Below are 25,072 nucleotides of genomic sequence, written 5' to 3'. Positions count from 1 at the left end.
ACGTCAGTCCATTGGCGTCTTTCAAATCCCAGGGCAGGCACCCGGTTTACGCCACCCGCAGGCAAGTGCCTGATCCGTCAGCGAAAATCCCGGCTGCGCACGCTGATGCCGTCCAGCAACGGGCTCAGGTCCCTCAGGCGTCCGGCGATCAGGTGCCGCACCTCGCCCTCGGTTTCCAGGATGCCGTCGACCCGCAGCAGCTGCGAGCCCACCAGTACCCGGCGCTGGCGCTCGGCCAAGTCGCGCCAGACCACCACATTGACGTTGCCGAACTCGTCTTCGAGGGTGACGAAGGTCACCCCACTGGCGGTGCCCGGACGCTGGCGGCCGGTGACCAGCCCGGCGACGCTCACTGGCCGCCCATGCTCGACCTCCTGCAGCTCCCGGGAACTGCGGCAACGCTGGGCCTTGAGCTGGGCCCGCAGCAACGCCAGCGGGTGCGGCCCCAGGGTGGTGCCGAGGCTGTGGTAATCGGCCTGCAGGTCTTCGCCGACGCTGGGCCGGGGCAGGCTCACCGCGTCCTCTTCCTGGCTCGGCAGGGCCGCGAACAGCCCCAGCTGTTGCTCGACCCCGGCCACTTCCCAGCGGGCCCGGAAGCGATCCCCGGCCAGGCCGCGCAAGGCCCCGGCATCGGCCAGCAGTTCCTGGGCGCGGTCATCCAGCCGGGCCCGGCGCCCGAGGTCGGCGATGTCAACAAAGGCCCGCTGCTGCCGGGCGTCCTCGATGCGCCGGGCATCTTCCTGGCGAAAGCCCTTGATCATCCGCAGGCCCAGGCGCAGGGCCGGCTGGCCAGAAGCGGTGACTGTCGCGTTCGGCCATCTTGCGTTGCAAGCAGGTTCGCCAGGCTCATTCACAGCCTGCGCCCTCGCCTGTTCCGGCCCGGCCCGGCCTTCACTCGCAAGCTTTTCAGCCCCTCTGGACTGGCCCTGGATCGGTTCCAGGCTGCAATCCCAGTGGCTCGCCCCCACATCCACCGGCCGGATCTGCAAACCGTGGCGCCGGGCGTCCTGGAGGATCTGGTCCGGGCTGTAGAAGCCCATCGGCCAGCTGTTGATCAGGGCACAGGCGAAGGCCGCCGGCTCATGGCATTTGAGCCAGCAACTGGCGTAGGTCAGCAAGGCGAAGCTGGCGGCGTGGGACTCGGGAAAGCCGTAGCTGCCAAAGCCCTTGATCTGCTCGAAGATCTGCGCCGCGAACGCATCGCTGTAGCCGTTCCTGCGCATGCCCTGGCGCAGCCGTTCGCGGTGCGGTTCCAGGCCGCCGTGACGCTTCCAGGCGGCCATGGAACGGCGCAACTGGTCGGCCTCGCCCGGGGTGTAGTCGGCGGCGACAATGGCGATCTGCATCACTTGCTCCTGGAACAGCGGCACCCCCAGGGTGCGCTGGAGCACCACCTCCAGCTCCGGCGAAGGGTAGGTCACCGCTTCCTCGTTCTTGCGCCGGCGCAGGTAGGGATGAACCATGCCGCCCTGGATTGGCCCCGGGCGCACGATGGCCACCTCGATCACCAGGTCGTAGAAGTTCTTGGGCTTGAGCCTGGGCAGCATCGACATCTGCGCCCGGGACTCGATCTGGAACACCCCGATGGTGTCGGCGCGGCCGATCATTTCGTAGGTCGCGGCGTCCTCGGGAGGAATGCTCGCCAGGCTGTAGCGCTGCTGGCGATAGCCGTGGATCAGGTCGAAGCAGCGGCGGATGGCGCTGAGCATGCCCAGGGCCAGGATGTCGACCTTGAGCAGGCCGACCCGGTCCAGGTCGTCCTTGTCCCACTGGATCACCGTGCGCTCGGCCATGCTGGCGTTCTCCACCGGCACCAGGCTGTCCAGGGGCTGCTGGGAAATCACGAAGCCGCCAGGGTGCTGGGACAGGTGCCGGGGAAAGCCTATCAACTGCCCGGTCAGGCTCAGCACCCGGCGCAGCACCGGGCTCTCGGGGTCGAAGCCGGCCTCCTGCAAACGTTCGACGCTGGGCGGCGTATCGCTCCAGTGGCCGCAGCAGTCGGCCAGGGCATTGACCTGGTCCGGGGGCAGGCCCAGGGCCTTGGCCACGTCGCGTACTGCGCCGGCGCCGTGGTAGCTGCTGACCACCGCGGTCAGCGCCGCGCGGTGCCGGCCGTAGCGCTGGAACACGTACTGCAGCACCTCCTCGCGGCGCTCATGCTCGAAATCGACGTCGATGTCCGGCGGCTCGTTGCGCTCCCGGGACAGAAAGCGCTCGAACAGCAGGGTCGAACGGTCCGGGTCGATCTCGGTGATGCCCAGGGCGAAGCACACCACCGAGTTGGCCGCCGAGCCCCGGCCCTGGCAGAGAATGGCCTGGCGCCGGGCGAAGTCGACGATGTCGTGCACGGTGAGGAAATAGCTCTCGTAGCCCAGTTCGCTGATCAGTTCGAGTTCTGTTTCGATCTGCTTCAGCACCTCGGCCCGGGCCCCGCCGGGCCAGCGCCGGAGGATCCCGCGCCGGGTCAGGACCCGCAGCCAGGACTTGGCGTCGTGGCCGTCGGGCACCAGCTCCCGGGGGTATTCATAACGCAGTTGGCCGAGGTCGAAATGGCAGCGCTCGGCGACCCGCAGCGATTCGTCGAGCAGGGCCTGGGGGTACAGGCCTTGCAGCACCGACAGCCCTCGCAGATGACGCTCGCCATTGGCGAACAGGCGCTGGCCGGCCTCGGCCACCGGCAGGTGATGACGGATCGCGGTCATGGTGTCCTGCAGCGCCCGGCGTCCGCGCACATGCATGTGCACATCGCCACAGGCCAGGGCCGGCAGCGCCAGTTGCCGGGCCAGGGCCAACAGCTCCTGCAGGCGCCGGGTGTCGTCCTGGCCGCAGTGCAACTCCACCGCCAGCCACAGCCGCCCGGGGAATAGCCGCTGCAGCCAGTGCCCCTGCTCCGGCGGCCCGGCGCCGTCCGTCAGCCACAGGGCCAGGAGCCCCGGCAAGGGTTCAGCGAAGTCTTCGCGCAGCAACCGGTAGCAGCCCTTCTCGGCCCGGCGCCGGGCCCGGGTGATCAGCCGGCACAGGCCCTGGTAGCCCGCCAGGTCTTCTACCAGCAGCACCAGACGCGGGCCGTCCTCGACCTGCATTTCACTGCCGACGATCAGCTTCAGGCCCGCCTCGTCGGCCGCCTGCCAGGCCCGCACGATGCCCGCCAGAGTGCATTCATCGGTGATCGCCAGGGCCTGGTAGCCCAGGGCCTTGGCGCGCTGGAACAGCTCCGCGGCACTGGAGGCGCCGCGCTGGAAACTGAAATTGGACAGGCAATGCAGCTCGGCGTAGCCGCTCATGCGAACCAGCCTTGCAGCAGCAGCGGCCCGGGTTCGCCGACGCAGCGATAGGCCCAGCCCTGCTGGCCGCTGCGGGTTTGCACCAGGTAGTAGTCGCGGCGCACGTCCCCCCCGTCCCACCAGCCAGACTCGATGCGTTCCGGGCCCATGAGGATGCGCACCGTGTCCTCGCTCAAGGCCTGGGGCTCGCTGAACAGCCAGCCGGGGCGGCGCAGCCCGGGGCTGGCCGGGCACGGCCGCGGGTCGCTCAGGGCCTGCCAGCTGCATTCGGGACGATGATCGGCGCGGTGCCCAAGGCCCTGCACCGCCTCATCCCCCAAGCGCGCCCGCAGGCGCTCGCGCAACTGCTCCCAGGGCAGGTTCTGCTGCGGGCGCTCGTCGAACAGCTCGGTGTGCTGGGGCACGAACAAGGGCAGGTCCTCGGCCACCAGCCGCAGGTTGCGCACCGGCGCCGGCACCTGGATCTGCTCCAGGCGCCCGCGGGCCAGTTCGAAGAGCAGCGCCGGGTCGCGCTCGGCGCTGAGCAGGCCCACCGGGATCAGGGTGTCGGCGCCCTCGGCATGTTCCAGGTGCAGGGCAAAGCGCTGCACCCCGCTGTCGCGGCCGCAGAGAAAGGCCGCCAGGTCGGCCGTCAACCGGCGCAGGGGAAACAGCAGCGCCTGGTGCGACAGCACATCGAAATTCAGTTCGATGCGCAGGTCGAAACGGTCCGGCGGCTGGTAGAAGGCCAGCCCCAGCGGGCGTTCCCCGAGCAAGGTATCGAGGTGCTTGAGCAAGCCGCCATCAAAACGCCGGGCCAGGCTTGGCCGGGGCAAGGCGCGCAATTGCTCGAAGGTGCGCAGGCCCATGCGCGACAAGGCCGTGGCCTGCTCCGGCACCAGCCCCAGGCGCTCGATGGGCATCGGCCCCAGGGCCTGGCGCAAGCTTGCCTGATCGGCCACCGCCAGCCCGTCGTAGGCATTGGCCAGGGCCCGGGCCGCCGCCGGGTTGGGCGCGGCGACAATCCGGTGACGAAAGCCCAGGGCCACAAGTTCCCGGCGCAGGCGCGCCTCCAGCTGCGGCCAGGGGCCGAACAGCCCCAGGCTCGATTCGATCTCCAGCACCAAAGTGCGCGGGTAGGCAACGCTGACCTGGGAACTGAAGGAATAGGCCCAGGCCGCCAGGAACTGCTGCCAGTGCTCGATCTGCTGCGGGTCGTATTCGGCGCTGGCAAAGGCCTTGGTCAGGGCCTGGGCGGCGGTCAGCGACTGCCCGGGGCGCAGGCCCAGTTGCCGGGCGGCCTCATTCACCGCCTGGATCACCCGCCGCTGCGGGGTACCGCTGAGCAGCGCCAGGGGCGCCTCGGGTTCGGCGCGCTGGCGCAGCGCCGCGTCCAGCGCCAATTGCGGGAACAGGATACAGACCCAGCGCATGGCAACCTCAATGCCCCGGGCTGAAAGCAATCGGTGCCGAATGGGCCAGCCCGCCCCGGCACTTGAGCACCCGCAACTGCGCCGGCCGGGCATCCACCGCGATCCGCAGGGCCGCTGGCGACGGGTTGACGGCCTCGGCCTGCGAGCGATAGGCGAAGGCCAGGGTCTGGCCGGTCTCGGCTGCCACCTGCAGGCGCCGCAAGGCCCGGTCATCGGCCTGTTGCGGCCAGCACAGCACCGCACCGCAACTGCCCGAGCGCAGGCACTGCTCGGCCGCCCACAGGGCATCGCGGTCGGCCGCCCGGATCAGCGACAACTGGCGCACATCCACCCCGGCGTTCTGCCAGGCCTGGGGATAGGGCACGTAGGGTGGCGCCACCAGCACGATGCGCTCGCCCGCCGCCGCCAGCCGCGCCAGGGTCGGCCATAACAGTTGCAACTCGCCCACGCCCTCGGCGGCGATGAGGATCTCGCTCAGGGCCGCTTCCGGCCAACCGCCACTGGGCAAGGCCGCATCCAGCGCCGCATGGCCCGTGGGCTGCGGGCTGACGCTGGGCGCAGCCGGCCGGCCCTTCCACACCCGGCCGGCATTGAACAGCGAGTCCAGGGCAACCACGGCGCCCATCAGCCTTGCCTCACCAGGCCACAGAACACCCCTTCGATGGCCAGCTCCCGATCGGCCTCCACCAGGATCGGTTCATACGCCGGGTTGCGCGGCAGCAGGCGCACCTGCTCGCCACTGCGCTCAAAACGCTTGATGGTGACCTCACCGTCCAGCCGGGCCACCACGATCTGGCCGTTGCGCACCTCGCTGCTGCGGCGCACTGCCACCAGGTCGCCATCGAGAATGCCGTCGCCGATCATCGAGTCGCCCTGCACCCGCAACAGGTAGTCCGGGGTACGGGAAAACAGCCCGGCATCGAGCATCAAGCGGCTGTGCACCTGGGCATCGGCATCGATCGGCGCACCGGCGGCCACCCGCCCCAGCACCGGGATCTCCAGCAGTTCGGGGCGCCGGCCCTGATGCACCAGGCGGATGCCCCGGGCCTGGTTCGGGTTGACCTCGATAAACCCGGCCTCGGTCAGCGCCAGCACGTGCTTGCGCGCCACGCTGCGGGAGGCGAAACCGAAAGCCTCGCTGATTTCAGCGAGGCTTGGGGGCTGACCATGATCGGCGATGCGTTCGCGGATAAACGTCAGGATGGCACTGCGGCGGGGAGATAAAGTCGTCATGGAGTACATTTGTACTCTTCTCAGATTTATCTGACAAGAACCGCCAATCAGTCCAGCCCGCGGCTGGCCAGAAAACCTTCCACATAGTCGATGAACGCCTGCACCTTGGCCGTCGCCCGGCGGTGGCTGGGGTAGACCGCGAGGATGTGCGGACCGAAGGAATCCGGGTCGATGGCGTAGTCCGCCATCAAGCGCACCAGGCGCCCGTCGGCCAGGTAGGGCGCGGCGCTCCACAGCGGGGTGTGCAACAGCCCGACCCCGGCCAGGGCATTGGCCAGCAGCAGGTCGTAGTTGTCGCTGCGCAACCGCGGTGCCAGGGGTTGCGCCAGGCTCAGGCGCTGGCCGTCGCGCTCGACCCACCAGAACTCGCGACTGAGCAAGGGGTGGCGATAGAGCAGCCATTCATGCTGGTCGAGGGTCTGCGGGGTCACCGCCAGGCCCTTGCGGGCCAGGTAGACGGGGCTGGCACACAGGGCCAGGCAATTGCGCCCGACCACCCGGGCGATCAGCCCCGGCAAGTCGTCATGGCCTTCGCGCAGGGCCAGGTCGTAGCCGCTTTCCAACAGGTTGACGAACTCGTCGCACAGGTCCACCTGCAGGTTGATCTGCGGGTACTGCTGCAGAAAACCGCCACAGACCTGATCGAGAAACGCCTGGCCGTAGGCCAGGGGCGCGGTGACCTTGAGATTGCCCCGCAGGCCATGCTGCAACTGCTCGACCTCCTCGCCCACCTCTTCCAGCCGCTGCAGCACCTGGCGCGCGGTTTCCAGGTAGAGCCGGCCGACCTCGGTGAGCACGATGCGCCGGGTGCTGCGCTCGAACAAGCGCGCGCCGAGGTCGGCCTCCAGGTGGTTGACCGCCTTGGTCAGGGCCGAGGGGGTCTTGCCCAATTGCTCGGCAGCCCGGCTGAAACTGCCCAGTTGCGCGGTGACCACGAACATCTTCAAGGCACTCAACTTGTCCATGGTTTTTCCATTCAGGCAAAAATGTTTTTCGCTGGCGAGGCGTTCTGCTGAGCGTGATCAGCCCCTAATCTGCCGATCACCCAGAATAATAAGGAAATGCTCGATGAAAAGATTCATCCCCAACCTGCTGCTGGTCGCCATGGGTTTTGCCTCGATGGAAGCCATGGCCGCCACCGACCTGGTGCTGCTCAATGGCCAGATCTTCACCGCCGACCGCGCCCAGCCCAAGGTCCAGGCCCTGGCAGTGGAGAACGGCAAGGTCTTGCAGGTGGGCAGCGATGCACAGATCAAGGCGCTGATCGACAAGGGCACCCGGGTCATCGATCTGCAGGGCAAGACCCTGATGCCGGGCCTGATCGACACCCACTCCCACGCGATCTTCGGCGGCCTGGAAATGACCTCCGCCAATCTGCAGGACGAAGTGCTCAAGCTCGACGAGCTGGAGCAGCGCCTGCGCACCTGGCGTGACGACGGCACCGCCCGGCACGGCGATGTGCTGAACATCGCCGGCATCAGTTCGGCCTACTGGGCCCAGGCCGAAGCCCTGGGCCAGCGTTTCAACCGCGGTGAGTGGGCCAAGGTAGCGGTGGTGCTCACCGGCAGCGACCACCACACCGCCTGGGCCAATGACGTCATGCTGCAACGCGCCGGCATCGACGCCGCCCTGCTCAAGCGCCTGCCCGAGGCCGAGCGCGGCACCATCGGCAGCCTGGCGGACGGCCGCCCCAACGGATTCCTGGTGGACGCCGGCTGGGACCGGGTCGCGGCGCAGATGCCGGTGGCCGACGCCGCGACCCTGCTGCGAGCGGCGCAATCGGCCCTGCACTACAACAACAGCCTGGGCATCACCGCCTGGATGGACCCGGCCGCCAACGCCGCCCCCGGCGAAGCGCTGTTCGCCCTCAAGCCCACCGAAAAGACCGTGGGCATGCTCCCCGCCTACAAGGCCCTGGCGCAAAGCGGCGGCCTGACCGCCCACGTCGCCGCGCTGCTGGTGGCCAACCCGAAAAGCGTACCGGCCGACCTCGACACCCTGGACAAGGTGCGCCAGCAATTCCAGGGCATCCCCAACCTGACGCTGCCAGGGATCAAGATCTTCGCCGACGGGGTGATCGAGTACCCGGCCCAGAGCGCAGCGATGCTCGAACCCTACAAGAACTCCCACAAACCCGGCGAACTGCTGATCGACCCGGCGCACTTCGGCGAGCTGGTCAGCGCCATCGACCAGCGCGGCTGGCTGGTGCACATCCATGCCATCGGCGACCGCGCGGTGCGTGAATCCCTGAACGGCATCGAGCAGGCACGCAAGGACCGCCAGAGCGGCATCACCCACTCCATCACCCACCTGCAGATGGTCAACCCCAAGGAGTTCGCCCGGTTCAAGCCGCTCAACGTGATCGCCTCGATGCAACTGCTGTGGGCCTCGGCCGACGACTACACCACCGACATGATCAAGCCCTACGTCAGTGCCCTGGCGTTCCGCTACCAGTACCCGGCGCACTCGCTGCTCAAGCAGGGCGCGACCCTCGCCGGTGCCAGCGACTGGCCGGTGTCCTCGCCCAACCCATGGAACGCCATGGCCCAGGCCATCACCCGCCAGGGCCCGATGGGGGTGCTCAATGCCGATGAAAGCCTGGACCGCGAAACCCTGTTCTACGCCTACACCCTGAATGCCGCGCGCACCCTTGGCCTGGAGCAGCAGATCGGCTCGCTGACAGCCGGCAAGCAGGCCGACTTCATCGTCGTCGATCGCGACGTGTTCGCTGTCGATGAAAAGGCCCTGCATGAAACCCAGGTGCTGCAGACCTGGTTCGCCGGCCGCGAGATCTACAGCCGCCCGCTCTGACCCCGCGCCACCGTTGCACCGCCTGCCCCGCGCCCTGGTGACGCCGGGGTACGGCGCCGCCTTGCCCGCTCCCCCATAACAATCACAACAACGGGATACCCATGAAGACCCTCACCCTGCTCACCCTGGGCGCCGTGTGCCTGCTGCCGCAGGCCGGCCACGCCCTGCCCCTGACCGACGACCTGGCCGTGGAACTGGAGCTGACCCTGGCCAGCGACTACCGCACCCGCGGCATCTCCCAGACCCAGAACGACCCCGCGGCCCAGGCTGCCGTGACCCTGCTGCACAGCAGCGGCCTGTACCTGGGCACCTGGAGCTCCAACGTCGATTTCGGCGGTGGCCTGAAGACCCGCCAGGAAGTCGACTACTACGGCGGCTGGCTGTGGCAGGCCAGCGCAGACATCAGCCTGGACCTGGGCTACCTGAAGTACAGCTACCCCCGGGAAGCCCAGTTCAACCAGAGCGAGGTGTACGGCATCCTCAGCGTCTACGGGGTCAAGCTGGCAGCCTATTACTCCGACGATGCCCCCGGCCTCGACAGCCAGCAGAGCACCCTGTACCGCTACCTCGGCTACGAGACCCGACTGCCCCTGGAACTGGGGCTGCAACTGCGCTACGGCCAGATGGACTTCAAGGACCCGCGGCTGATCCGTGCCTCGGGCCAGGGCGAGGACAGCTACCACGAATGGCAAGCCAAACTGACCCGGGAACTGGCCGGGCTGGAACTGGGCCTGAGCTACATCGACACCGACCTGTCCCGCAGCCAGTGCACCAGCAACTACGGCTTCAGCGACCTGTGCGGAGCGACCTGGGTGGCCAGCGTCACCAAGACCTTCTGAGCGACCAGCCGCCCGCCCCCGTAGGAGCCGGCTTGCCGACGAAGAGGTCCTTGAGTCTTGCACCGCCTGGGTGGACGCCTTCGCTGGCAAGCCAGCTCCTACAGCAGTCAGACAGACCGCGCAGATCCCCGTAGGAGCCGGCTTGCCGGCGAACAGGCCCTTGAGTCTTGCATCGCCTGGACGGGCGCCTTCGCTGGCAAGCCAGCTCCTACAGCAATCAGATAGATCGTGCAGTTCCCCGTAGGAGCCGGCTTGCCGGCGAACAGGCCCTTGAGTCTTGCATCGCCTGAACGGACGCCTTCGCTGGCGAGCCAGCGCCTACAGCAATCAGATAGATCATGCAGTTCCCCGTAGGAGCCGGCTTGCCGGCGAAGAGGACCTTGAGTCTTGCATCGCCTGGACGGGCGCCTTCGCTGGCAAGCCAGCGCCTACAGCAATCAGATAGATCGTGCAGTTCCTCGTAGGAGCCGGCTTGCCGGCGAAGAGGCCCGCAAGGCATGCCCCCACGGATCAGCCGCGCTGCAGGATCCGGTCCATCAGCCGGTCGGTCTTCAGGGCTTCGCTGGCCAGGGCCGGGTGCCGGATCTGGCCGCGGATATGGGCGTTCATGCCCTGCACGTGATGCCACTGGATGTGCTCGGGGTTGTCGATGAACAGGTTCAGGGTCTCTTCGGCTTCGAGTTGCAGCGGATGCTCGTCGAACACGGAAAAAGTGATGCGCCCCTGGCTGCCGATGATTTCCACCCGGTCCACCCGGCGGTCGGCGACGAAGTTCCAGGCGCCGCTACCCAGCGCCCCACAGGCGAAGCGCCAGCTGGCGCTGACCGCATCCTCGGCGGCATACAGCCCGGCCTGGCGGGTGCTGAAGCCGGCCACCTCGACGATATCGCCCAGCAGGTACTGGAACAGGTCCAGGCCATGGCTGGCCAAATCGGCGAAATAGCCGCCGCCGGCCACTTGCGGGTCGGTACGCCAATTGGCCGCGCCGCTGCGGTCGGCCTCGGAGGCGGCCTTGCTCAGGCTCCAGTGCAAGTGCCGGACCGTACCGATGCGCCCATCCGCCAGCCATTGCCGCACCTGCGCAAAGCGCGGCAAGGAACGCCGGTAATAGGAGACGAACAGATGCAACCCGGCCTGCTCGAAGGCCTGCTGCATGGCCAGGCTTTGCCCGGCATGCAGGGCCATGGGTTTTTCCACGCAGCAATGCTTGCCGGCGGCGGCCACTTGCAGGCTGTAGGCGTGATGACTGTCGGGGGGCGTGGCAATGTACACCGCGTCCACCTCAGGGTCGTCGATCAGGGCCTGGGCATCGGTGTACCAGCGGGCAATGCCGTGGCGCTGCGCATAGTCGCGCACCGCCTCGGCCCGGCGTCCCATCACCGCCACCAGCGCCGACCCTGGAGCCTTGTAGAAGGCCGGGCCGCTCTTGCGCTCGGTAACACTGCCGCAACCGATCATGCCCCAGCGCACGGTCCTCAGCGGCTCGGCCCCGGTGTTCATTTCGGCGCTTGCAGCGCGCTCAGGTCGAGGCGACCGTCCCGCAGCGGCGGGCACCAGTAGTAGCCGCCGGTGATCGGCCGGCTCATGCGGTACAGGCCATCGACGATGCCGTCTTCCAGGCCGCTCATGCGTCGCAGCTGCACTTCGAAGGCATTCAGGGTGCAGCCAAACGCCAGGAACATCAGGCCGCCCTTGTCGCCTTCGATCCACGGCATCGAGCGGCGCACCATGAAGGCTTCCGGGGTAAAGCTTTCCTGGGCGGTGCGCTTGACGTGGGCATATTCCGGCGCGTCGTCCAGTTCTTCGTTGTCGCTCAGGCGGCGGCCGATGATGTGGTCACGCGCTTCGGGCGACATCGCGGCAAACCCCTTGAAGTCGTGCTGCCACTGCTGGATCGCGGCAAAGCTGCCACCGCGCAGGCCGTCATCGCCCGTGGCCAGTGCAGCGGCCACAGCGGCCTGGTCCTCGGGGTTTTCCGTGCCGTCTTCGTAGCCGGTGAGGTCGTGGCCGGTCTTGTGGCGGAACGCCTCGCTCATCTGCACCAGGCGAAAGGCCGGGGCCAGAGCGGCCTCAAGCTCATTGCTGCGGTGCAGCAGTTCGCCGCGCTCGTCACCGTGCAACCAGACCCACAGGGCGTGCTGGGTCGAAGGGTTGTCGACACCGACCCCGGTCAGCGCCGGGAACGCCTTGAGCCCTTGCACCCGAGCCCCCAGGGCCTTGACCAGCGAAGCACCAAACCCTGCCACCGCCGTTGCGCCGTCGACCCGCGTGAGCAATTGATCGAGGGCCTGGGGCAAGGCCTCGATGGACTCAAGGCTAAAAAACAGGTGACGGGCCTGGGACGGAACGGGTGCAGCGAGGATGCCGGGCTGGTAGTAACTCATGGGAACTCCTGAATGAAGCCGGGCAGTTTAACCCTCCGGACGGCCGGCGTCAGCGTCGACACGCGAAGGCGGGACCCTTTGCCGCAGACAGACAGGCAGAGGATGGCCACGGCCTTGAAACAGCCAGGCTCGATGACTCAATCCTTCATGTTCACGAGCGCCTGGCGCGAGCAAGCACCCTCGCCACGGGGCCCGGCAGCCCTGGTCGCGCAAGCAGGCCTTGGCTGGCGTCGCCGGGGCGCACGAGCCCCCAGGCAGAGAGGGATCAGTGCACCGCGGTTTCTTCGCGAAAGGCGCTGGGGCTCAGGCCGGTCCAGCGCTTGAAGGCCCGGCGGAAGCTGCGCACGTCGCTGTAGCCGACCTCTTCGGTGATGCGTTCGATGGACAGCTCCGGGTTGCCCAGCAGGGTCAGGGTGCGGGCCTGGCGCACCCGCTCCAGCAGCGCTTCGAAGGTCAGGCCGTGCTCGGTCAGGCGCCGGCGCAGGGTGCGCCCGCTCATGTTCAGGTCCCCTGCCACCTGCTCGATCGGGCTGCCGGCCCGCAGGTCCCGGGACAGGGCCCGCTCCACCGCCTGGATCAGGTCCATCTTCTGGTGCACCTGGGCGCTTTCCAGTTCCAGCAACTTGAGGGCCTGGCGCAGGGCCACCGGGTGGTGATTGGGCAGCGGCACCTGCAGCCAGCGGGCCTCGATCACCAGGCGCGCCTGCAGGCAACCGAAGCGCACATTGTCGCCGAGCAAGCGGGTATAGAGCTCGGCATAAGCCGGCGCGGCGTGCATGAACTCCACCCGCAACGCCTGGAAGTCCGCACTCAACAGCGCCCGGCCATAGATCAGCAGGCTGGCGAAGAACTCTTCGGCAGCAAAGATCTGCACCTCGCCATAGGGCAGGCGGCATTGCAGTTCGACAAAGAACTCATCCCCCTGGCGCCCGACGTCGGCGCTGACGATGGTGCCCGAGGTGTGCTGGTGGCGGATACCCAGTTCGAAGGCATCGCCCAGGGTCCGGCACAGGGACAGGGCGTGGCCCAGCAGGCCCAAAGTGCCCAGCACGTTGCGGCTGCCGACCCAGAGCCCCAGCCCCTGCTGGGGCAAGGCCGCCAGGGCGCGCTCGATCATCGCCACCGCCTGGCGGTAGGAGATGCGCAGGGTCGGGTCTTGCAAGTCGTCCAGGGTAAAGCCCAGGCCCCGGCACAGGCGCTCGGCGCTGACCCCTTTGTCCTGGGCGACATCGGCCAGGGTCTGCAACAGGAAGGGTGAAACCAGGGCTAGCTGGTCATGGGCATCGACGGCTTTGATCGGCATGGAGTCGGCTTCCGGGCCGCTTGGGCGGCTGTTCTTATTGTCGGGCTGCACCGGTGCCAAGGCACCACCGGCAGCCCAAGCATATCCCGTGGCGGGGGAATTGGCGGGAGAATGTAACAAGGCATTGCAACCTGTCCGACAAAGTCCCCCTCAGTGGCCGCCAATACCCTGCCCCGCGCCCCGGCCAGGGCTTATTTCTATGGGGCGGCCGGCGCGCCTGCCACCGCGCTCCCCCACTAACAATAAGAATGAGCCCAACCATGCACCCGAAGCGTCTCACCTCCCCTCTGCGCCTGGGCCTGGCCCTGATGGCGTCCTGCAGTCTGACCGCCCAGGCCACGGAGTCCGGGGTCGACAACATCGGCCCCGGCACCGACGGTTTCTACGTCCTGCCCCTGAGCCCCGACCAACTGCCGGACCACATGTTCGCCTTCAACCTCTACTACAACCACTACCAGGCCAAGAAGCTCGACATCAGCTCTTTTGGCGGCAAGGTGCAGGAGGTCAAGATCACCTCCGACGCGATCATCCCGCGCCTGGACTACCTGAGCCCGCTGCGAGTCTTCGGCGGCCGCCTCGGGGGTTACGTGGCCCAGCCCTACCTGCGCCAGCAGGTGTCGCTGTTCGGCCAGAGCGACCGCCGCGAGAGCATGGGCGACACCACCTTCGCGCCGATCATTCTCTGGGACCTGGGGCCCAACCTGACCCTGGGCGCGGCGGTGGAAGTGACCTTGCCCACCGGCGAATACGATGCCGAGCGGCTGGCCAACACCAGCAACAACTTCAGCACCTACAAACCGCTGTTCTCCATGACCTGGCTGCCCAGCGAGCGCAGCGAACTGTCGTTCAAGACCACCTACAGCTTCAACCAGGAAAACCACGCCACCGACTACCGCTCCGGGCAGATCTTCCACTTCGACTATTCGGCCAGCTACCGGGTGACCGATGACCTGAGCCTGGGGCTCAACGGCTACTACCTGAAGCAGACCACCGACGACAAGCAGTTCGGCAAGACCGTGACCTTCATGGGCGAGGACGTCAGTGATGGCGTGCGCGGACAGGTATTCGCCATCGGCCCGGCAGTGCACCTGCGCTTTCTCAAGTACGCCAGCGCCGAGGTGCGCTGGGCCAAGGAGTTCGAAGTGAAGAACCGCCCCGAAGGCGACATGCTCTGGGCCAAGCTGACCATCCCCTTCGCCCTCTAGAGCCGCCCCGCCGGCAAGCCTCAAGCCTCAAGCCTCAAGCCTCAAGCCTCAAGCCTCAAGCCTCAAGCCTCAAGCTTGGGGTTTGAAGCTTGGGTTTTGTTATTTTTCGCTTTTCGCTTTTCGCTTTTCGCTTGCAGCTTGCAGCTTGCGGCTTGCAGCTGCCCCTCACCTATAAACCGGCCAGCGTTCGACGATGCGCCCGCCGCGCAGCGCCAGCAGGTCGCCGAATTGCAGAAGCACCGCCTCGCTCTGCTGCGGCCGCAGGAACACCTGGTCGTCCACCTGCAGGCCCACCGCCGGGGAGCCGTTGACCATCTCCTGATTGGAGCTGCGGCCAAACAGCTCGTTGCTCTGCAGGCCCGCCGGCGACTCGAAGTCCGCCAGCCAGTGGCCGCCGTAGATGAAAAAGGTCGCCCGCTGGTTGCTGTCCCACCAGGAGAACAGCCGCGACTTGTCGTCCAGGGCCGGGATCCGCACCGGGCCGGTGCTCTTGAGCACCGGGGTGGCGATAAAGGCCGCCGGTACATGCTGCTCCAGGGACGCCAGGTCGTAGTGGCTAGGTTTGAGCAGCGCCGTGCCCACCGACAGTTCGGTGCTCAAGGACTCCTGCTGATGCCGGCGATAGCTGGGGCTGCCGGCGGTGTTCAGGGTCAGGCCAGCACGCCACAGGGCCGGGTACTGCTGGCGGGTGAAATCGACGAAACCGTTGTAGAGCAGCATGACCTGGGCGAACAGGCTCTGCGGGGAGCCGAGGATCCCCGGCACGCCCATGTCGACAAAGGGGTCGTAGCCCATGAACCCGGCAAACTCCAGGTGCTGGGGATTGGCCTGGATCAGGCCGAGCATCTGCCCCAGCACGGCGTTGTCTGCCACCCCGCCCCGGTGCAGGCCCACGTCCAGCTCGATATTGATGCGCATCCGCTGGCCCAGGCCCTGGGCCAGCGCCAGGTACTGCTGCAGGCGTTCGGGGGTGTCCAGCAGCCACTGCAACTGACGCTGGGGGTCGAAGGGTCCCTTGAGCTGCTGGTAGAACAATTGCGCGGCGCGCACCGGCAGCGGCTTGCCCAGGAGGATATCGGCGTCGGGGAACACCTGGGCATCGTGATTGAGAAACGGCTGGTGGAAGGACATCAAGCGCCGGGTGCCGGCGCGCTGGGCGATATAGCCCAGCAGCCCCGGCGACGGCAGGGACTTCTCCACCAGGCGCAGCTGCTTGCCCCCGGCGCGCACCGACTGCATCACCTGGTCGATATTGTGGTCCAGGCGGTCGAGGTCGATCAGCATCACCGGCTGCATCGGCCCGTTGGCCTTGAGTTCGCGGTTGAGCGCAGCGAAGTAAGGGCTGTAGGGCGCGCCCCGGTCACCGGGCCGCAGCCAGGCGCCGACGCCCGCCAGCAGGACACCGGCACCCAGGGTGCCGGCCATGAAATGACGACGGTTCATGTGCTGAATCTCCGTTTCACGCCACACCCAGCACCGAGGCCAGGTGGGCATTGATGAACTTGCCCTGGGGGTCCAGTTCCTGGCGCACCCTGGCAAAGGCCGACCACTGCGGGTACAGCCCCTGCAAGGTGCGAGCGTTGAGACTGTGATGCTTGCCCCAGTGCGGACGGCCCTGATACTTCCAGAAGATCGGCTCCACTGCGGCGAAGAAGTTGTGGTGATCCATGCTGTAGTGCTGGTGCACCGAGATCGAACAGCTGTCGCGGCCCTCGAACATGCTCAGGGGAATGTCATCGGCCTTGACGTAGCGGTACTCGATGGGAAACCAGGTGCGCAGGTCCTTGTCGCGGATCAGCGCGAGGATTTCCCGCAGGCAGGCTGGGCCCTGGGCTGCCGGCACCGAGTACTCCATCTCGTTGAAGCGCACGCTGCGCACGTTGGCGTAGACCTGGAAGGAATCCCCGACCCGCTCATCGAAACGCGCCAGCCAGCGCAGGCTGTTGAGCAGGTGGCGGCGAGTCTCGGGGAAGTCGCTGACGTACTTGTCGAGGTTCTCGATCAGGCTGACGAATTCGTTGCCGCCCTCTTCCGCCGGATCCCTGGGCGCAGTGGCCGGATCGGAGGTTTCGTTCAGCGCCACCGCCAGGGCGTAGTCGGAATGGGTGACCACGAGCATTTCCCAGTGCTGGTTGTCACGGGTGAGGTGGTCCATGTCTTCCAGCAGTTCGTCGGTCCTGGCGATCCATTGTTTTTCCCGCAGGCGGTAGGCCGCGCGATTCTGCAAGCGCACCCGGGTGGTCACCCCCAGGGCACCGAGGGACACCCGGGCGGCGTGGAACACTTCGGCGTTGCCCTGGTGATCGCAGTCCAGCACTTCACCCTGGGCGCTCACCAGTTGCAGGCCGCAGACCTGGGACGAATAGGAACCGAAGCCGACCCCAGTGCCGTGGGTGGAGGTGGAAATCGCCCCGGCCAGGGTCTGGTAGTCGATGTCCGCCATGTTCCACAGGGCCTGGCCCACGTCCTTGAGGGCCGGGCCCATCAGCGCCATCGGCGTGCCGGCGGCGAACTCGGCCTGCAGGGTCTTGGAGTCGTGCGCCAGCAGGCCGTTGAAATAGGCCAGGGACAGCAAGGTGCCGTCGGTGGGCACCAGGGCGCTGAAGGAATGCCCGGAACCCACCGGACGGACCTTGCCCGGGGCCTGGCGGATCACCCGGATCAGTTCGTCGAGGTCCTTGGGCGCCAGCCGCGCCTCGGGCAGGCAGCTTTGCGCGCCGGACCAGTTGCGCCAGGGGATCAGCCGCGGGGCGCGGACCAGCTCGGCCAGCACCGGGTTGCTGCACAGTGCGGCAAAGGCACCGAGGGCGCCGGCCCCTTGCAGCAGCCGGCGTCGAGAAAGAGGCATGACCATGGGGCGGTCCTTGTCTTGTTATTGGAATGAGTGGCCGGACATGAAACTGATCAGGGCCAGGAACTGCTCCTCGCTGCACTGCATGCACTGGCCCATGGGCGGCATGCCCTGATAGCCGTTGATGCTGTGGTCCAGCAGGGTGTCGGCACCCTGGGCCAGGCGCGGGGCCCAGGCCTTGGCATCGCCGGCCAGGGGCGCGCCGGAGGCCGGGTTGGCGTGGCACAGCTGGCAGCTGCTGGCGTAGACCTGGGCCAGGGCCGGGTCGGCCGGGCGCTGCCGGGCGGCGTCGAGGCGCCCGGCAGCGGGGGCTTCAGCTTCGCCGCAGGCACTCAACAACAGGCCCAGGAGCAGCACTGGAGCCAGACGCAAGACAAACCAGGCGGGCTGCCTCAGCGGGCGGGAACAAGCGGGAATGGCGGTGGGCATCGACGGTCCTCTGTGCGGCCAGGGCAAAGGGCCCGCCCCAGCAACTGGAGCGGACCACACCCGGCCACACTAAGGCACCCCGACGCCGCGGTTGAGGGCATTGGCGGACAGCCAAGGGGACTTGCTCGGCCACACAACGAGCCCTCGGGCAACCTCGATGGGCGCCCGAGGCCCTAGTGGATCCGGTAATGGAAGGTGTTGCGCACCGCCGGCACCGTGACTGCCCGGCCATCGAGCAAGCGTGGCTGGTAACGGAAGGTCGCCACCGCCGCCAGGGACGGGCGCATGAACAGCGGATGGCAGCCATCGATGACCTTGGGGTTCTCCACCCGGCCCTGTGGGTTGACGCTGTACTCCACGGTGCAGTCGCCTTGCAGGTTCTTGTCCAGGGCTCGCTGCGGATAGTCCGGCGCCTCCTTGCTCAGGGGCTGGTACTGGCGGCTGTCGGCCGCCGCCTGGGCGGCCTGCTGGCGCGCACGCTCGGCGGCCAGCCGCGACTGCTCGGCACGCTGGGCCTGTTGCGCCTGTTCCTGGGCCAGGCGTTGCTCGGTATCGCGCTGCCGCTGTTCGGCCTCCAGGCGCTCGCGCTGCTGGCGCTGTTGCTCCTGCACCTGCTCGCGCTGCTTGTCTTGCACGCGCTTGCGCGCCAGGGCCGCCTGCTCCAGCTTTTGCGCCTGCTCCTGGGGGGCGACCTGGGGCGTGGGCGGTGCCAGCGCAGCCGCAGGTGGTGGCGGTGGCGGTGGCGACACCTCGGCCACTGCCGGCACGGGTGGCGCAGGCGCGGCGGGCGGCGCCAGCATCACCAGTTGGGTGGTCAGCACCGGCGGTGTTTCGGCCTTCGGCGTGTCCACCGCCCCGCCCAGCACCAGCGCCGCCAGCACCCCGGCGTGCAGGGCCAGGGCCAGGCTCGCCGCCAGGCTGTTGCGCCAGAAACCGGACGCCTCGGGGGCCATCGGCAGCAAGGCCGGGCCGGGCATGCTGAGCGCCGTCATTGCGGGGCCTCGGTCACCAGCCCGAGGTTGCGCACCCCACCCTGCTGCAAGGCGGCCATGGCCGCCACCACGCTGGCGTAGGCGGCGTCCTGGTCGGCGCGGATGTACACCTGGGTGTCGCCGCGCTGGGCAATCACCTGGGCCACCTTGGCGCGCATCTGCTCAAGGTCCACGGCGCTGTCGGTCTGGCTGTGGGTGTCCAACTCGCTGCCCAGGTTCCAGTAGTAGCCACCGCTGGCCTGCACCGACAGGGTGAGGATCTGCTGGCGGCTGTCGGTGGCCAGGGCCTCGCTGGCAACCTTGGGCAATTCGAGCTTCACCCCCTGGGTGAGCATCGGCGCGGTGACCATGAAGATCACCAGCAGCACCAGCATCACGTCGATATAGGGCACCACGTTCATTTCCGCCTTGGGTCCGTGCTTGCGTTGCGGCCTGACTAACATCGGTTTGCTCCTCGTTCAGGCGGCCACGGCCAGGTGGCTCGGGGTGCCCTGCAGGGTCCGGTGCAGGCGCACTTGCAGCTCGTTGCCGAAGGCGTAGTAGCGGGTCAGCAGGGTCTGGCTGCGGGCGGCAAAACGGTTGTAGGCGATCACCGCGGGGATCGCCGCGAACAGGCCCATGGCGGTGGCGATCAGCGCCTCGGCAATCCCCGGGGCCACGGTGGACAGGCTCGCCTGCTGCACCTGGGACAGGCCGAGGAAGGAGTTCATGATCCCCCACACGGTGCCGAACAGGCCGATGTAAGGGCTCACCGAACCCACACTGGCGAGAAACTGCAGGCCCTTCTCCAGGCGGGTTTCCTGTTCACTGACGGCCACGTACAGGGCCCGTTCCACCCCGTCGAGCACCGCCTCGGCGGCGCTGTGCAAGCGCAGGTGGCTGAACTCCTGGAAGCCGGCGAGGAAGATCGGCTCGACGCCGCCCTGCGGGTCCGCTTGCTGGGCCGTGTCGCGGTACAGCGGCAAGAGTTCGGGGGCCGCGCGAAAGCGCTGGATGAACGCGTTGAGCCGGCGCTCGTCTGCGCGCAGTACGCTGGCGCGCTGGATGATCAGGTACCAGCTGAGCAGCGACGCCAGAAGCAAACTCAGCATCACCGCCTTGACCAACAGGCTGGCCTCGCTGACCAGCCCCCAGATGCTCATGTGTTCGAGTGTGGCCTGCATGGTGGAACTCCTTCTCGGGTGCCCGCCAGGGCGTGAGCCAGTGCTGGCAGGACTATTCGATGAGATTCAAATGACCGGGTGATGACCGCCGGCTCAGGGCAGCTTCAGGGCCCGGGTGACGTCGGCCCAGGGCACCAACTTGAAGTTCTGGGTGTCTTCGGGCATGCGCTTGCGCCCGTCCTGGACCACCAGCAGGCCCTGCCCCCAGGGCCCGCCGAGGTTGGCCGAGGTGACTTCCAGGCCATCGGTTTCCGAGGCGCCGTCGATCCTTGCCGCAGCGTTGAGGCCGACCCGGAACGCACCGTGGGAAGCAAAGGGCGGCTCGGCATCGAGCACCAGGTAGCTGTCGTTGCCCTGGCTGGAAATCACCAGGTAGTCCCGGGCCTCGCTCTGGTACAGGGCCAGGCCTTCGACATCGGCCTGCAGCAGGCCACCGACCTTGATCACGCTGTGCAGGGTCGCCGGCTGCTCGGGACGGGCATCCACCGCCCAGACCCCGACATCCTCTTCACCGAGAAACAGCCGCTGGCGCTGGTCGTCGGCGACGCAGCCCTCGGGCTGGCTGGCCACCTTGAACTGGCGCACCAGCTCGCCCTGGGCGGTGCCGCCGGGGGCGCTCAGGCGGTACTGGACGAAGGTGCCGTCCTTGTCGTTGGCAATGGCGTAGATCTCGCCGCTGGCCGGCTGGAACAGGCAGATGCCGTAGATTTCCTTGAGCGGCGTGGGCACCTCCCCGGCCTCGCTCAGCTCGCCGCTGGCCCGGTCGATGGCGAACAGGCTGAGGCTGTTGCGGTCGCGGTTGCTGGCCACGGCCAGGTCCACGCGGCGCTCGCCGAGCTGGAAGTTGGGCCGCACGTCGACGTTGTTCAGGCGGCCCACCGCCAGCTCCTGCAACAGCTTGCCCTGCAGGTCATAGGCCAGCAGGCCCTGCTTCTTGTTGGTGCCCAGCACCCGGCTCAATTCCGGGCGCTGGGGGTGAATCCAGATCGCCGGATCATCGGCGGCATCGCCCTGGCGCCCCACCGGCGCGCTCTGCGCCGCGGCCATCACGCTGGGCAACACCTGTGGCAGGGCCTGCGGCGTCGGTTGCCAATCCAGCTGGCCCTGGTACAGGCGCCCGTCCTGGTCATCGCGCAGCAGCACTTGCAGGCCCTTGGCCGTGGCGCGCACGGCTAGGTTCTCCGGTTCCTTGAGGCCCTGGAGTGGCAGCGTGGCCTCGGCCGTCCAGCCCTTGGCCTGCTGCTGAAAGAGGTGCAGTTGCGCAGCCTTGGGGTCCAGGCCCAGTACCCCGCCCGGCACCAGGGCCATGGCCCCGGCGCTCTTGGCGATGGCGCCGAAAGGAGCACGCAAGGCCACCGGCTGGCGGCTGGTGTCGGCTTCGGCGTGGGCCGGGTAGGCCCACCAGCCCAGGTTCTGTTCATTGACCAGCAGTTGCTGGGCCCCATCCTCTACCTGGCAGAACTTGGCCTCAGGCGGCAGTGGCAGGCCGCGCACCCGTTGCGGCTCGGCGCTCAACTGCGCAGCGTTGCCCACCAGCCATTGCTCACCCTTGCCCTCCTCGCCCACCAGGAACAGGAACAGGTTGCTGGCCTCGTCGCGAAACAGGCACAGGCCATTGACCGGATAATCCCGGGCCGGCAAGTACAGCGGCTGGCCCCAACGGCGGGTCGCCGGATCAAGGCTCACCAGCAACGCCTGCTGACGGTCGTTGTCGAGGCTGGCCACCAGCACCTGCTGGCCGGCGGCGCGGCTGTCGAGGCCGCTGAACGACCCCTTGAGCTGGGCCAGGGAGCGCCCCTGCTGATCCAGCAGCAACAAGCCGTCGCGGGTGCTGGCGGCCAGGCGCTCGCTGCCCTGGCCCACGGGCAGAAAACCCAGGGCCTCGACACTCAATTGCGCGGTGGCCCAGGGCTTGAGGTTCAGGCCCGGCACGCTCGGCGCCGCCTGGGCAGCGCCCCAGGACAGGCCGACCAACAGCGCCAGCAGGCAGGGTTTGCGGGCAGATACAGTGCTCATCAAAAGGTGATTCCTTGGCAGAAGTCGATTGCGTCCGCCGCCACCGGGGCAGCGGCCGCAGGCTTAGAAATGGGTGAAGGTCAGGCCGAGCTTGTAGGTCGGGCCGTACTCTTCGTACTGGGCGTTGTAGGAGCGGTTGCCGGTGTAGACGAAGTACGGCTGGTCGGTGAGGTTCTGCGCCTCGAAGCTCAGCTGCAGGTTCTTGGTCAGGGCGTACTTGGCGCTGAAATCGACGAAGGTCTGGGCATCCACGTGCAGGTCGTGGGCCTTGTCGCTGATGGAGGCCAGTTCGAACAGGTAGGCCGACTTGTAGTTGGCCGACAGGCGCAGGCTGAGCTTGTCGTCTTCCCAGCCGAGCATCAGGTTGCCCACGGTGTTCGACTGGTTGGGCAGGTCGATGTCGCGCTTGCGGTTGACCCCGGCCTTCTGGTCGAAACCCTCGATGCTCGCGCTGGAACGGCTGAAGGTGCTGTTGGCGCCTACCAGCAAGCCGTTCCACGGCGCCGGCAGCCAGTCGAATTTCTGCGAGTAGGCCAGCTCCAGGCCGTACAGCTTGGCGCTGTCGCCGTTGGCGAAGGTGTGGGCCTCGGAGAACCCGCTCCAGGCGCCGGTGCCGGCCAGGTCGGTGTTGTAGACGAAGTTCTGGATGTCCTTGTAGAACACGAAGGCCGAGACCGTGCCGGCATGGCCCATGTAGTGCTCGATGCCCAGGTCCAGGTTGCTCGACTCCAGGGGCTTGAGGTCGGGGTTGCCGAAGGTCGCCTCGTCGCCGTCGATGACAAAGCCCGGGGCCAGCTGGCCAAAGGTCGGGCGCACCACGCTCTTGGTCCAGGCCGCGCGCAACTGGGTGTTCTTGTCCAGCTGGTAGCGTGCGTGCAGCCCCGGCAGCCAGTGCTGGTAGCGGCGTTGGGTGTCGGTGGCGGTGAAGGCGCCGTCGGTGACCCCGGTGCCCTTGGCCTGGAACTCGGTGCCCTCGTAGCGCAGGCCGGCGATAAAGCGCCAGTCGTCGATGTCCAGGGTGTTCATGAAGTAGCCGGCGTTGATGTCTTCGCGGATCTTGAAGTCGTTGACCCGGGATTCTTCCTCGTCGTAGAAGGCCGCCTGATTCAGGCCGCCGATCAACTGCTTGATGGCACCGCCACTGATGCCCGGGCCGAAGCGGCCGAGGGAATAGTCCACGCTGCCCTTCTGGAACTGCCCGAGGTTGAGCTGCGCGTCGCTGAACCCCAGGGCGTCGAAGTCCTTGTAGACCCAGGCCTCCAGGTCGTTGTCCTTGTTACGCCGGCTGAGCTTGCCGCCGAACTTGAACTGCGCGGCGTAGCCACTGAGGTCGTAGTCCCGGGCCAGGTCCAGGCGCAGGTTCTTCTCGGTGTCGGTGGTGTTCTGCTTTTCCCAGTCGACCTTGTCCAGGGTGAAGTTGGCCGGGTCGTAGAAGCCGGCGCCGATCACCGGGCGTGGCTTGCCGTTGCCGTAGAAACCGCTATCGGAAAAATCGCTGTTGCCCTTGAAGGTGGCCCCGGCGATGTGCGCCGGGCTGTCTTCGCTGGAACGGCTGTAGCCGGTCTGGCCGCTGAGGGTCCACAGGCCCAGCTGGCGCTCGCCGCCGAACACGTAGGACTGGATCTCCTGGGTCTCCTCGCGCTGCTTGAGCTTGCGCGCGGCTTCGGCGTCGCCACGCTCGCCGGCCGCCAGGGGATCGGCGAACTCGATGCTGGTGGAGTTGCGGGTCTCGCTGTCCTTGTAGCGGCTGTAGAGGGTGCGCAGGTAGTAACTGCTGCTGTCGTCGGGCTTGTAGTCGAAGTTCAGGCCGCCACCGGCGCGCTCGCGGCTGATGGCGTAGTCGCGCTGCTCGAATTCCTGCAGCTTGGCACCTTGCTCGAAGTCCCAGGCGCCGCCGGTCTCGACGTTGTCGGAACCGAAATCGCGCTTCTGCCAGCTCAGGGCCGCGGCCACGCCGAAGTTGTCGATGCCGTCGCCGAGGCTGAAGCGGTTGCTCGCCGCGCCGGAGAATTTCGGGCTGGTCTGGCGTGTGTTCTGGTCGTAGCTGGCCTCGCTGCTGCCGGTGTAGAACAGGCCCTTGTGGTCGAAGGCCGAGAGGCTTTTCACGTCCACGGTGCCGCCCAGGGAGTTGGCGTCCATGTCCGGGGTCAGGGTCTTGATCACCGACAGCGACTGCACCAGCTCCGAGGGCAGCACGTCCAGGGCCACGGCCCGGCGCGCGCTTTCCGGCGAAGGCACCAGGGTGCCGTTGATGGTCACGCTGTTGAGGTCCGGGCCCAGGCCGCGAACGCTGACGAAGCGCCCTTCACCCTGGTCGCGCTCGATGCTGATGCCCGGCAGGCGCTGCGCCGCCTCGGCAACGTTCTGGTCTGGCAACTGGGCCACGCCGTCGGCATGCACCACGCTCTCGATGCTGTCCGAGCGACGCTGCTCCTTGAGCGCCTGGTCGATGCTGGCGGCCTGGCCCACCACTTCCACGTGCTCGGTGGCCGCTGGCTCCGCGGCATTCAAACGCTCGCTGGCGATGGCCATGGCCAGCGCGGTCAAGGTAAAGCTGACAAGCCCGGGACTGCTGCGCTTGTACATGATGGTCCTCCCCCAAGAGTCCGCTGACGCCGGGCAAGGGGCCCGGCAACTGGGAGGGCACGCTAGGGTCGGCGAATGACGGTTCTGTGACAGGCCGGGGCGCAAGGCGAGCAAAACGCCCCTTTGCCCGGGTATCGCCCCGGCAAATGAGCTGAAATGACCCCTTGGGCAAGCGCACGTCGCGCGGGCCCCTTCGCCGGCAAGCCGGCTCCTACGGGAAACTGCACGGTCTATCTGCCTGCTGTAGGAGCTGGCTTGCCAGCGAAGGCGTCACCCAGGGCGCTGCATCACTTGCGGGCCCTTTCGCCGGCAAGCCGGCTCCTACGGGGATCTGCACGGCCTATCTGCCTGCTGTAGGAGCTGGCTTGCCAGCGAAGGCGTCATCCGGGGCGCTGCATGACTTGCGGGCCCTTTCGCCGGCAAGCCGGCTCCTACGGGGATCTGCACGGTCTATCTGCCTGCTGTAGGAGCTGGCTTGCCAGCGAAGGCGTCACCCAGGGCGCTGCATGTCTTGCGGGCCCTTTCGCCGGCAAGCCGGCTCCTACGGGGATCTGCACGGTCTAT

Annotated in this window: 19 protein-coding genes; 3 read left to right on the top strand and 16 right to left on the bottom strand. The window is 67.5% G+C overall.

The features are described from left to right. Window positions 1-77: 77 nt before the first annotated feature. The 5 genes from U873_RS0102555 to U873_RS0102535 are packed head-to-tail and all read right to left on the bottom strand — an operon-like array spanning window position 78 to window position 6,894. The gene (locus U873_RS0102555; protein ID WP_025126744.1) at window positions 78-3,284 is read right to left on the bottom strand and encodes an error-prone DNA polymerase; all 3,207 of its coding nucleotides are present in this window, start codon (window positions 3,282-3,284) and stop codon (window positions 78-80) included. Next, the gene (locus U873_RS0102550; protein ID WP_025126743.1) at window positions 3,281-4,696 is read right to left on the bottom strand and encodes a DNA polymerase Y family protein; all 1,416 of its coding nucleotides are present in this window, start codon (window positions 4,694-4,696) and stop codon (window positions 3,281-3,283) included. Before U873_RS0102550 ends, U873_RS0102555 begins: the two co-directional genes overlap by 4 nt. Window positions 4,697-4,703: 7 nt before the next feature. Further along, entirely contained in the window at window positions 4,704-5,321 is a 618-nt protein-coding gene (gene imuA / locus U873_RS0102545) for a translesion DNA synthesis-associated protein ImuA (protein WP_025126742.1), read from the bottom strand. Next, the gene (lexA, locus tag U873_RS0102540; RefSeq protein WP_025126741.1) at window positions 5,321-5,938 is read right to left on the bottom strand and encodes a transcriptional repressor LexA; all 618 of its coding nucleotides are present in this window, start codon (window positions 5,936-5,938) and stop codon (window positions 5,321-5,323) included. The genes imuA and lexA overlap by 1 nt, the downstream gene beginning before the upstream one ends. A gap of 38 nt (window positions 5,939-5,976) precedes the next feature. Then, window positions 5,977-6,894 (bottom strand): LysR family transcriptional regulator, encoded by a 918-nt coding sequence (locus U873_RS0102535; RefSeq protein WP_025126740.1) that lies wholly within the window; start codon window positions 6,892-6,894, stop codon window positions 5,977-5,979. A gap of 103 nt (window positions 6,895-6,997) precedes the next feature. Between U873_RS0102535 and U873_RS0102530 the strand changes: the two genes are divergently transcribed. Next, window positions 6,998-8,740 (top strand): amidohydrolase, encoded by a 1,743-nt coding sequence (locus tag U873_RS0102530; protein WP_025126739.1) that lies wholly within the window; start codon window positions 6,998-7,000, stop codon window positions 8,738-8,740. A 101-nt stretch (window positions 8,741-8,841) separates the two neighbouring features. Continuing rightward, complete coding sequence (locus tag U873_RS0102525; RefSeq protein ID WP_025126738.1) at window positions 8,842-9,579, top strand: TorF family putative porin; 738 nt, start codon at window positions 8,842-8,844, stop codon at window positions 9,577-9,579. A gap of 510 nt (window positions 9,580-10,089) precedes the next feature. Here the strand turns inward: U873_RS0102525 and U873_RS0102520 are convergent. From U873_RS0102520 to U873_RS0102510, 3 genes are all read right to left on the bottom strand, one after another. Beyond that, window positions 10,090-11,058, bottom strand: a complete 969-nt coding sequence (locus tag U873_RS0102520; protein ID WP_025126737.1) for a Gfo/Idh/MocA family protein — start codon at window positions 11,056-11,058, stop codon at window positions 10,090-10,092. Between the two features lie 17 nt (window positions 11,059-11,075). After that, window positions 11,076-11,963 (bottom strand): Dyp-type peroxidase, encoded by an 888-nt coding sequence (locus tag U873_RS0102515; RefSeq protein ID WP_025126736.1) that lies wholly within the window; start codon window positions 11,961-11,963, stop codon window positions 11,076-11,078. A gap of 265 nt (window positions 11,964-12,228) precedes the next feature. Next, window positions 12,229-13,266 carry an AraC family transcriptional regulator gene (locus tag U873_RS0102510; RefSeq protein ID WP_025126735.1) on the bottom strand — a complete coding sequence of 346 codons (1,038 nt, stop codon included), beginning with the start codon at window positions 13,264-13,266 and terminating at the stop codon, window positions 12,229-12,231. Window positions 13,267-13,526: 260 nt separating this feature from the next. Here U873_RS0102510 and U873_RS0102505 point away from each other — a divergent pair, with 260 nt between their 5' ends. Further along, window positions 13,527-14,471, top strand: coding sequence for a transporter (locus U873_RS0102505; protein WP_043274460.1), 945 nt, complete (start codon window positions 13,527-13,529; stop codon window positions 14,469-14,471). Between the two features lie 165 nt (window positions 14,472-14,636). On the opposite strand, the gene U873_RS0102500 is transcribed toward U873_RS0102505, so the two are convergent. From U873_RS0102500 to U873_RS0102465, 8 genes are all read right to left on the bottom strand, one after another. Continuing rightward, window positions 14,637-15,845 carry a DSD1 family PLP-dependent enzyme gene (locus U873_RS0102500; RefSeq protein WP_177330223.1) on the bottom strand — a complete coding sequence of 403 codons (1,209 nt, stop codon included), beginning with the start codon at window positions 15,843-15,845 and terminating at the stop codon, window positions 14,637-14,639. A gap of 85 nt (window positions 15,846-15,930) precedes the next feature. After that, window positions 15,931-17,259 (bottom strand): D-arabinono-1,4-lactone oxidase, encoded by a 1,329-nt coding sequence (locus tag U873_RS0102495; RefSeq protein ID WP_177330222.1) that lies wholly within the window; start codon window positions 17,257-17,259, stop codon window positions 15,931-15,933. Between the two features lie 84 nt (window positions 17,260-17,343). Next, a complete protein-coding gene (locus U873_RS0102490; protein WP_025126731.1) occupies window positions 17,344-17,751 on the bottom strand; it encodes a cytochrome c5 family protein in 408 nt (135 codons plus the stop codon). Window positions 17,752-17,924: 173 nt separating this feature from the next. Further along, entirely contained in the window at window positions 17,925-18,743 is an 819-nt protein-coding gene (locus U873_RS0102485; protein WP_025126730.1) for an energy transducer TonB, read from the bottom strand. Further along, entirely contained in the window at window positions 18,740-19,186 is a 447-nt protein-coding gene (gene tolR / locus U873_RS0102480) for a protein TolR (protein ID WP_025126729.1), read from the bottom strand. The genes U873_RS0102485 and tolR overlap by 4 nt, the downstream gene beginning before the upstream one ends. A gap of 15 nt (window positions 19,187-19,201) precedes the next feature. Then, complete coding sequence (gene tolQ, locus U873_RS0102475; protein ID WP_025126728.1) at window positions 19,202-19,906, bottom strand: protein TolQ; 705 nt, start codon at window positions 19,904-19,906, stop codon at window positions 19,202-19,204. A gap of 93 nt (window positions 19,907-19,999) precedes the next feature. After that, a complete protein-coding gene (locus U873_RS0102470; protein ID WP_025126727.1) occupies window positions 20,000-21,922 on the bottom strand; it encodes a phytase in 1,923 nt (640 codons plus the stop codon). A gap of 63 nt (window positions 21,923-21,985) precedes the next feature. Beyond that, on the bottom strand, window positions 21,986-24,508 hold the full coding sequence (locus U873_RS0102465; RefSeq protein ID WP_025126726.1) for a TonB-dependent receptor: 2,523 nt from the start codon (window positions 24,506-24,508) through the stop codon (window positions 21,986-21,988). Window positions 24,509-25,072: the final 564 nt, after the last annotated feature.

Origin of the sequence: Pseudomonas sp. PH1b (genome assembly GCF_000633395.1) — a bacterium.
Taxonomy (GTDB): domain Bacteria; phylum Pseudomonadota; class Gammaproteobacteria; order Pseudomonadales; family Pseudomonadaceae; genus Aquipseudomonas.
Note: the sequence above shows the minus strand (reverse complement) of the source record. Positions and strands in the feature narration are given on the sequence as shown.

What these genes read in the sequence shown, in the direction of transcription:
- U873_RS0102555 (WP_025126744.1), bottom strand. Translation starts at nt 3,284, where the DNA reads ATGAGCGGCTACGCCGAGCTGCATTGCCTGTCCAATTTCAGTTTCCAG.
- U873_RS0102550 (WP_025126743.1), bottom strand. Translation starts at nt 4,696, where the DNA reads ATGCGCTGGGTCTGTATCCTGTTCCCGCAATTGGCGCTGGACGCGGCG.
- imuA (WP_025126742.1), bottom strand. Translation starts at nt 5,321, where the DNA reads ATGGGCGCCGTGGTTGCCCTGGACTCGCTGTTCAATGCCGGCCGGGTG.
- lexA (WP_025126741.1), bottom strand. Translation starts at nt 5,938, where the DNA reads ATGTACTCCATGACGACTTTATCTCCCCGCCGCAGTGCCATCCTGACG.
- U873_RS0102535 (WP_025126740.1), bottom strand. Translation starts at nt 6,894, where the DNA reads ATGGACAAGTTGAGTGCCTTGAAGATGTTCGTGGTCACCGCGCAACTG.
- U873_RS0102530 (WP_025126739.1), top strand. Translation starts at nt 6,998, where the DNA reads ATGAAAAGATTCATCCCCAACCTGCTGCTGGTCGCCATGGGTTTTGCC.
- U873_RS0102525 (WP_025126738.1), top strand. Translation starts at nt 8,842, where the DNA reads ATGAAGACCCTCACCCTGCTCACCCTGGGCGCCGTGTGCCTGCTGCCG.
- U873_RS0102515 (WP_025126736.1), bottom strand. Translation starts at nt 11,963, where the DNA reads ATGAGTTACTACCAGCCCGGCATCCTCGCTGCACCCGTTCCGTCCCAG.
- U873_RS0102510 (WP_025126735.1), bottom strand. Translation starts at nt 13,266, where the DNA reads ATGCCGATCAAAGCCGTCGATGCCCATGACCAGCTAGCCCTGGTTTCA.
- U873_RS0102505 (WP_043274460.1), top strand. Translation starts at nt 13,527, where the DNA reads ATGCACCCGAAGCGTCTCACCTCCCCTCTGCGCCTGGGCCTGGCCCTG.
- U873_RS0102490 (WP_025126731.1), bottom strand. Translation starts at nt 17,751, where the DNA reads ATGCCCACCGCCATTCCCGCTTGTTCCCGCCCGCTGAGGCAGCCCGCC.
- U873_RS0102485 (WP_025126730.1), bottom strand. Translation starts at nt 18,743, where the DNA reads ATGACGGCGCTCAGCATGCCCGGCCCGGCCTTGCTGCCGATGGCCCCC.
- tolR (WP_025126729.1), bottom strand. Translation starts at nt 19,186, where the DNA reads ATGTTAGTCAGGCCGCAACGCAAGCACGGACCCAAGGCGGAAATGAAC.
- tolQ (WP_025126728.1), bottom strand. Translation starts at nt 19,906, where the DNA reads ATGCAGGCCACACTCGAACACATGAGCATCTGGGGGCTGGTCAGCGAG.
- U873_RS0102470 (WP_025126727.1), bottom strand. Translation starts at nt 21,922, where the DNA reads ATGAGCACTGTATCTGCCCGCAAACCCTGCCTGCTGGCGCTGTTGGTC.
- U873_RS0102465 (WP_025126726.1), bottom strand. Translation starts at nt 24,508, where the DNA reads ATGTACAAGCGCAGCAGTCCCGGGCTTGTCAGCTTTACCTTGACCGCG.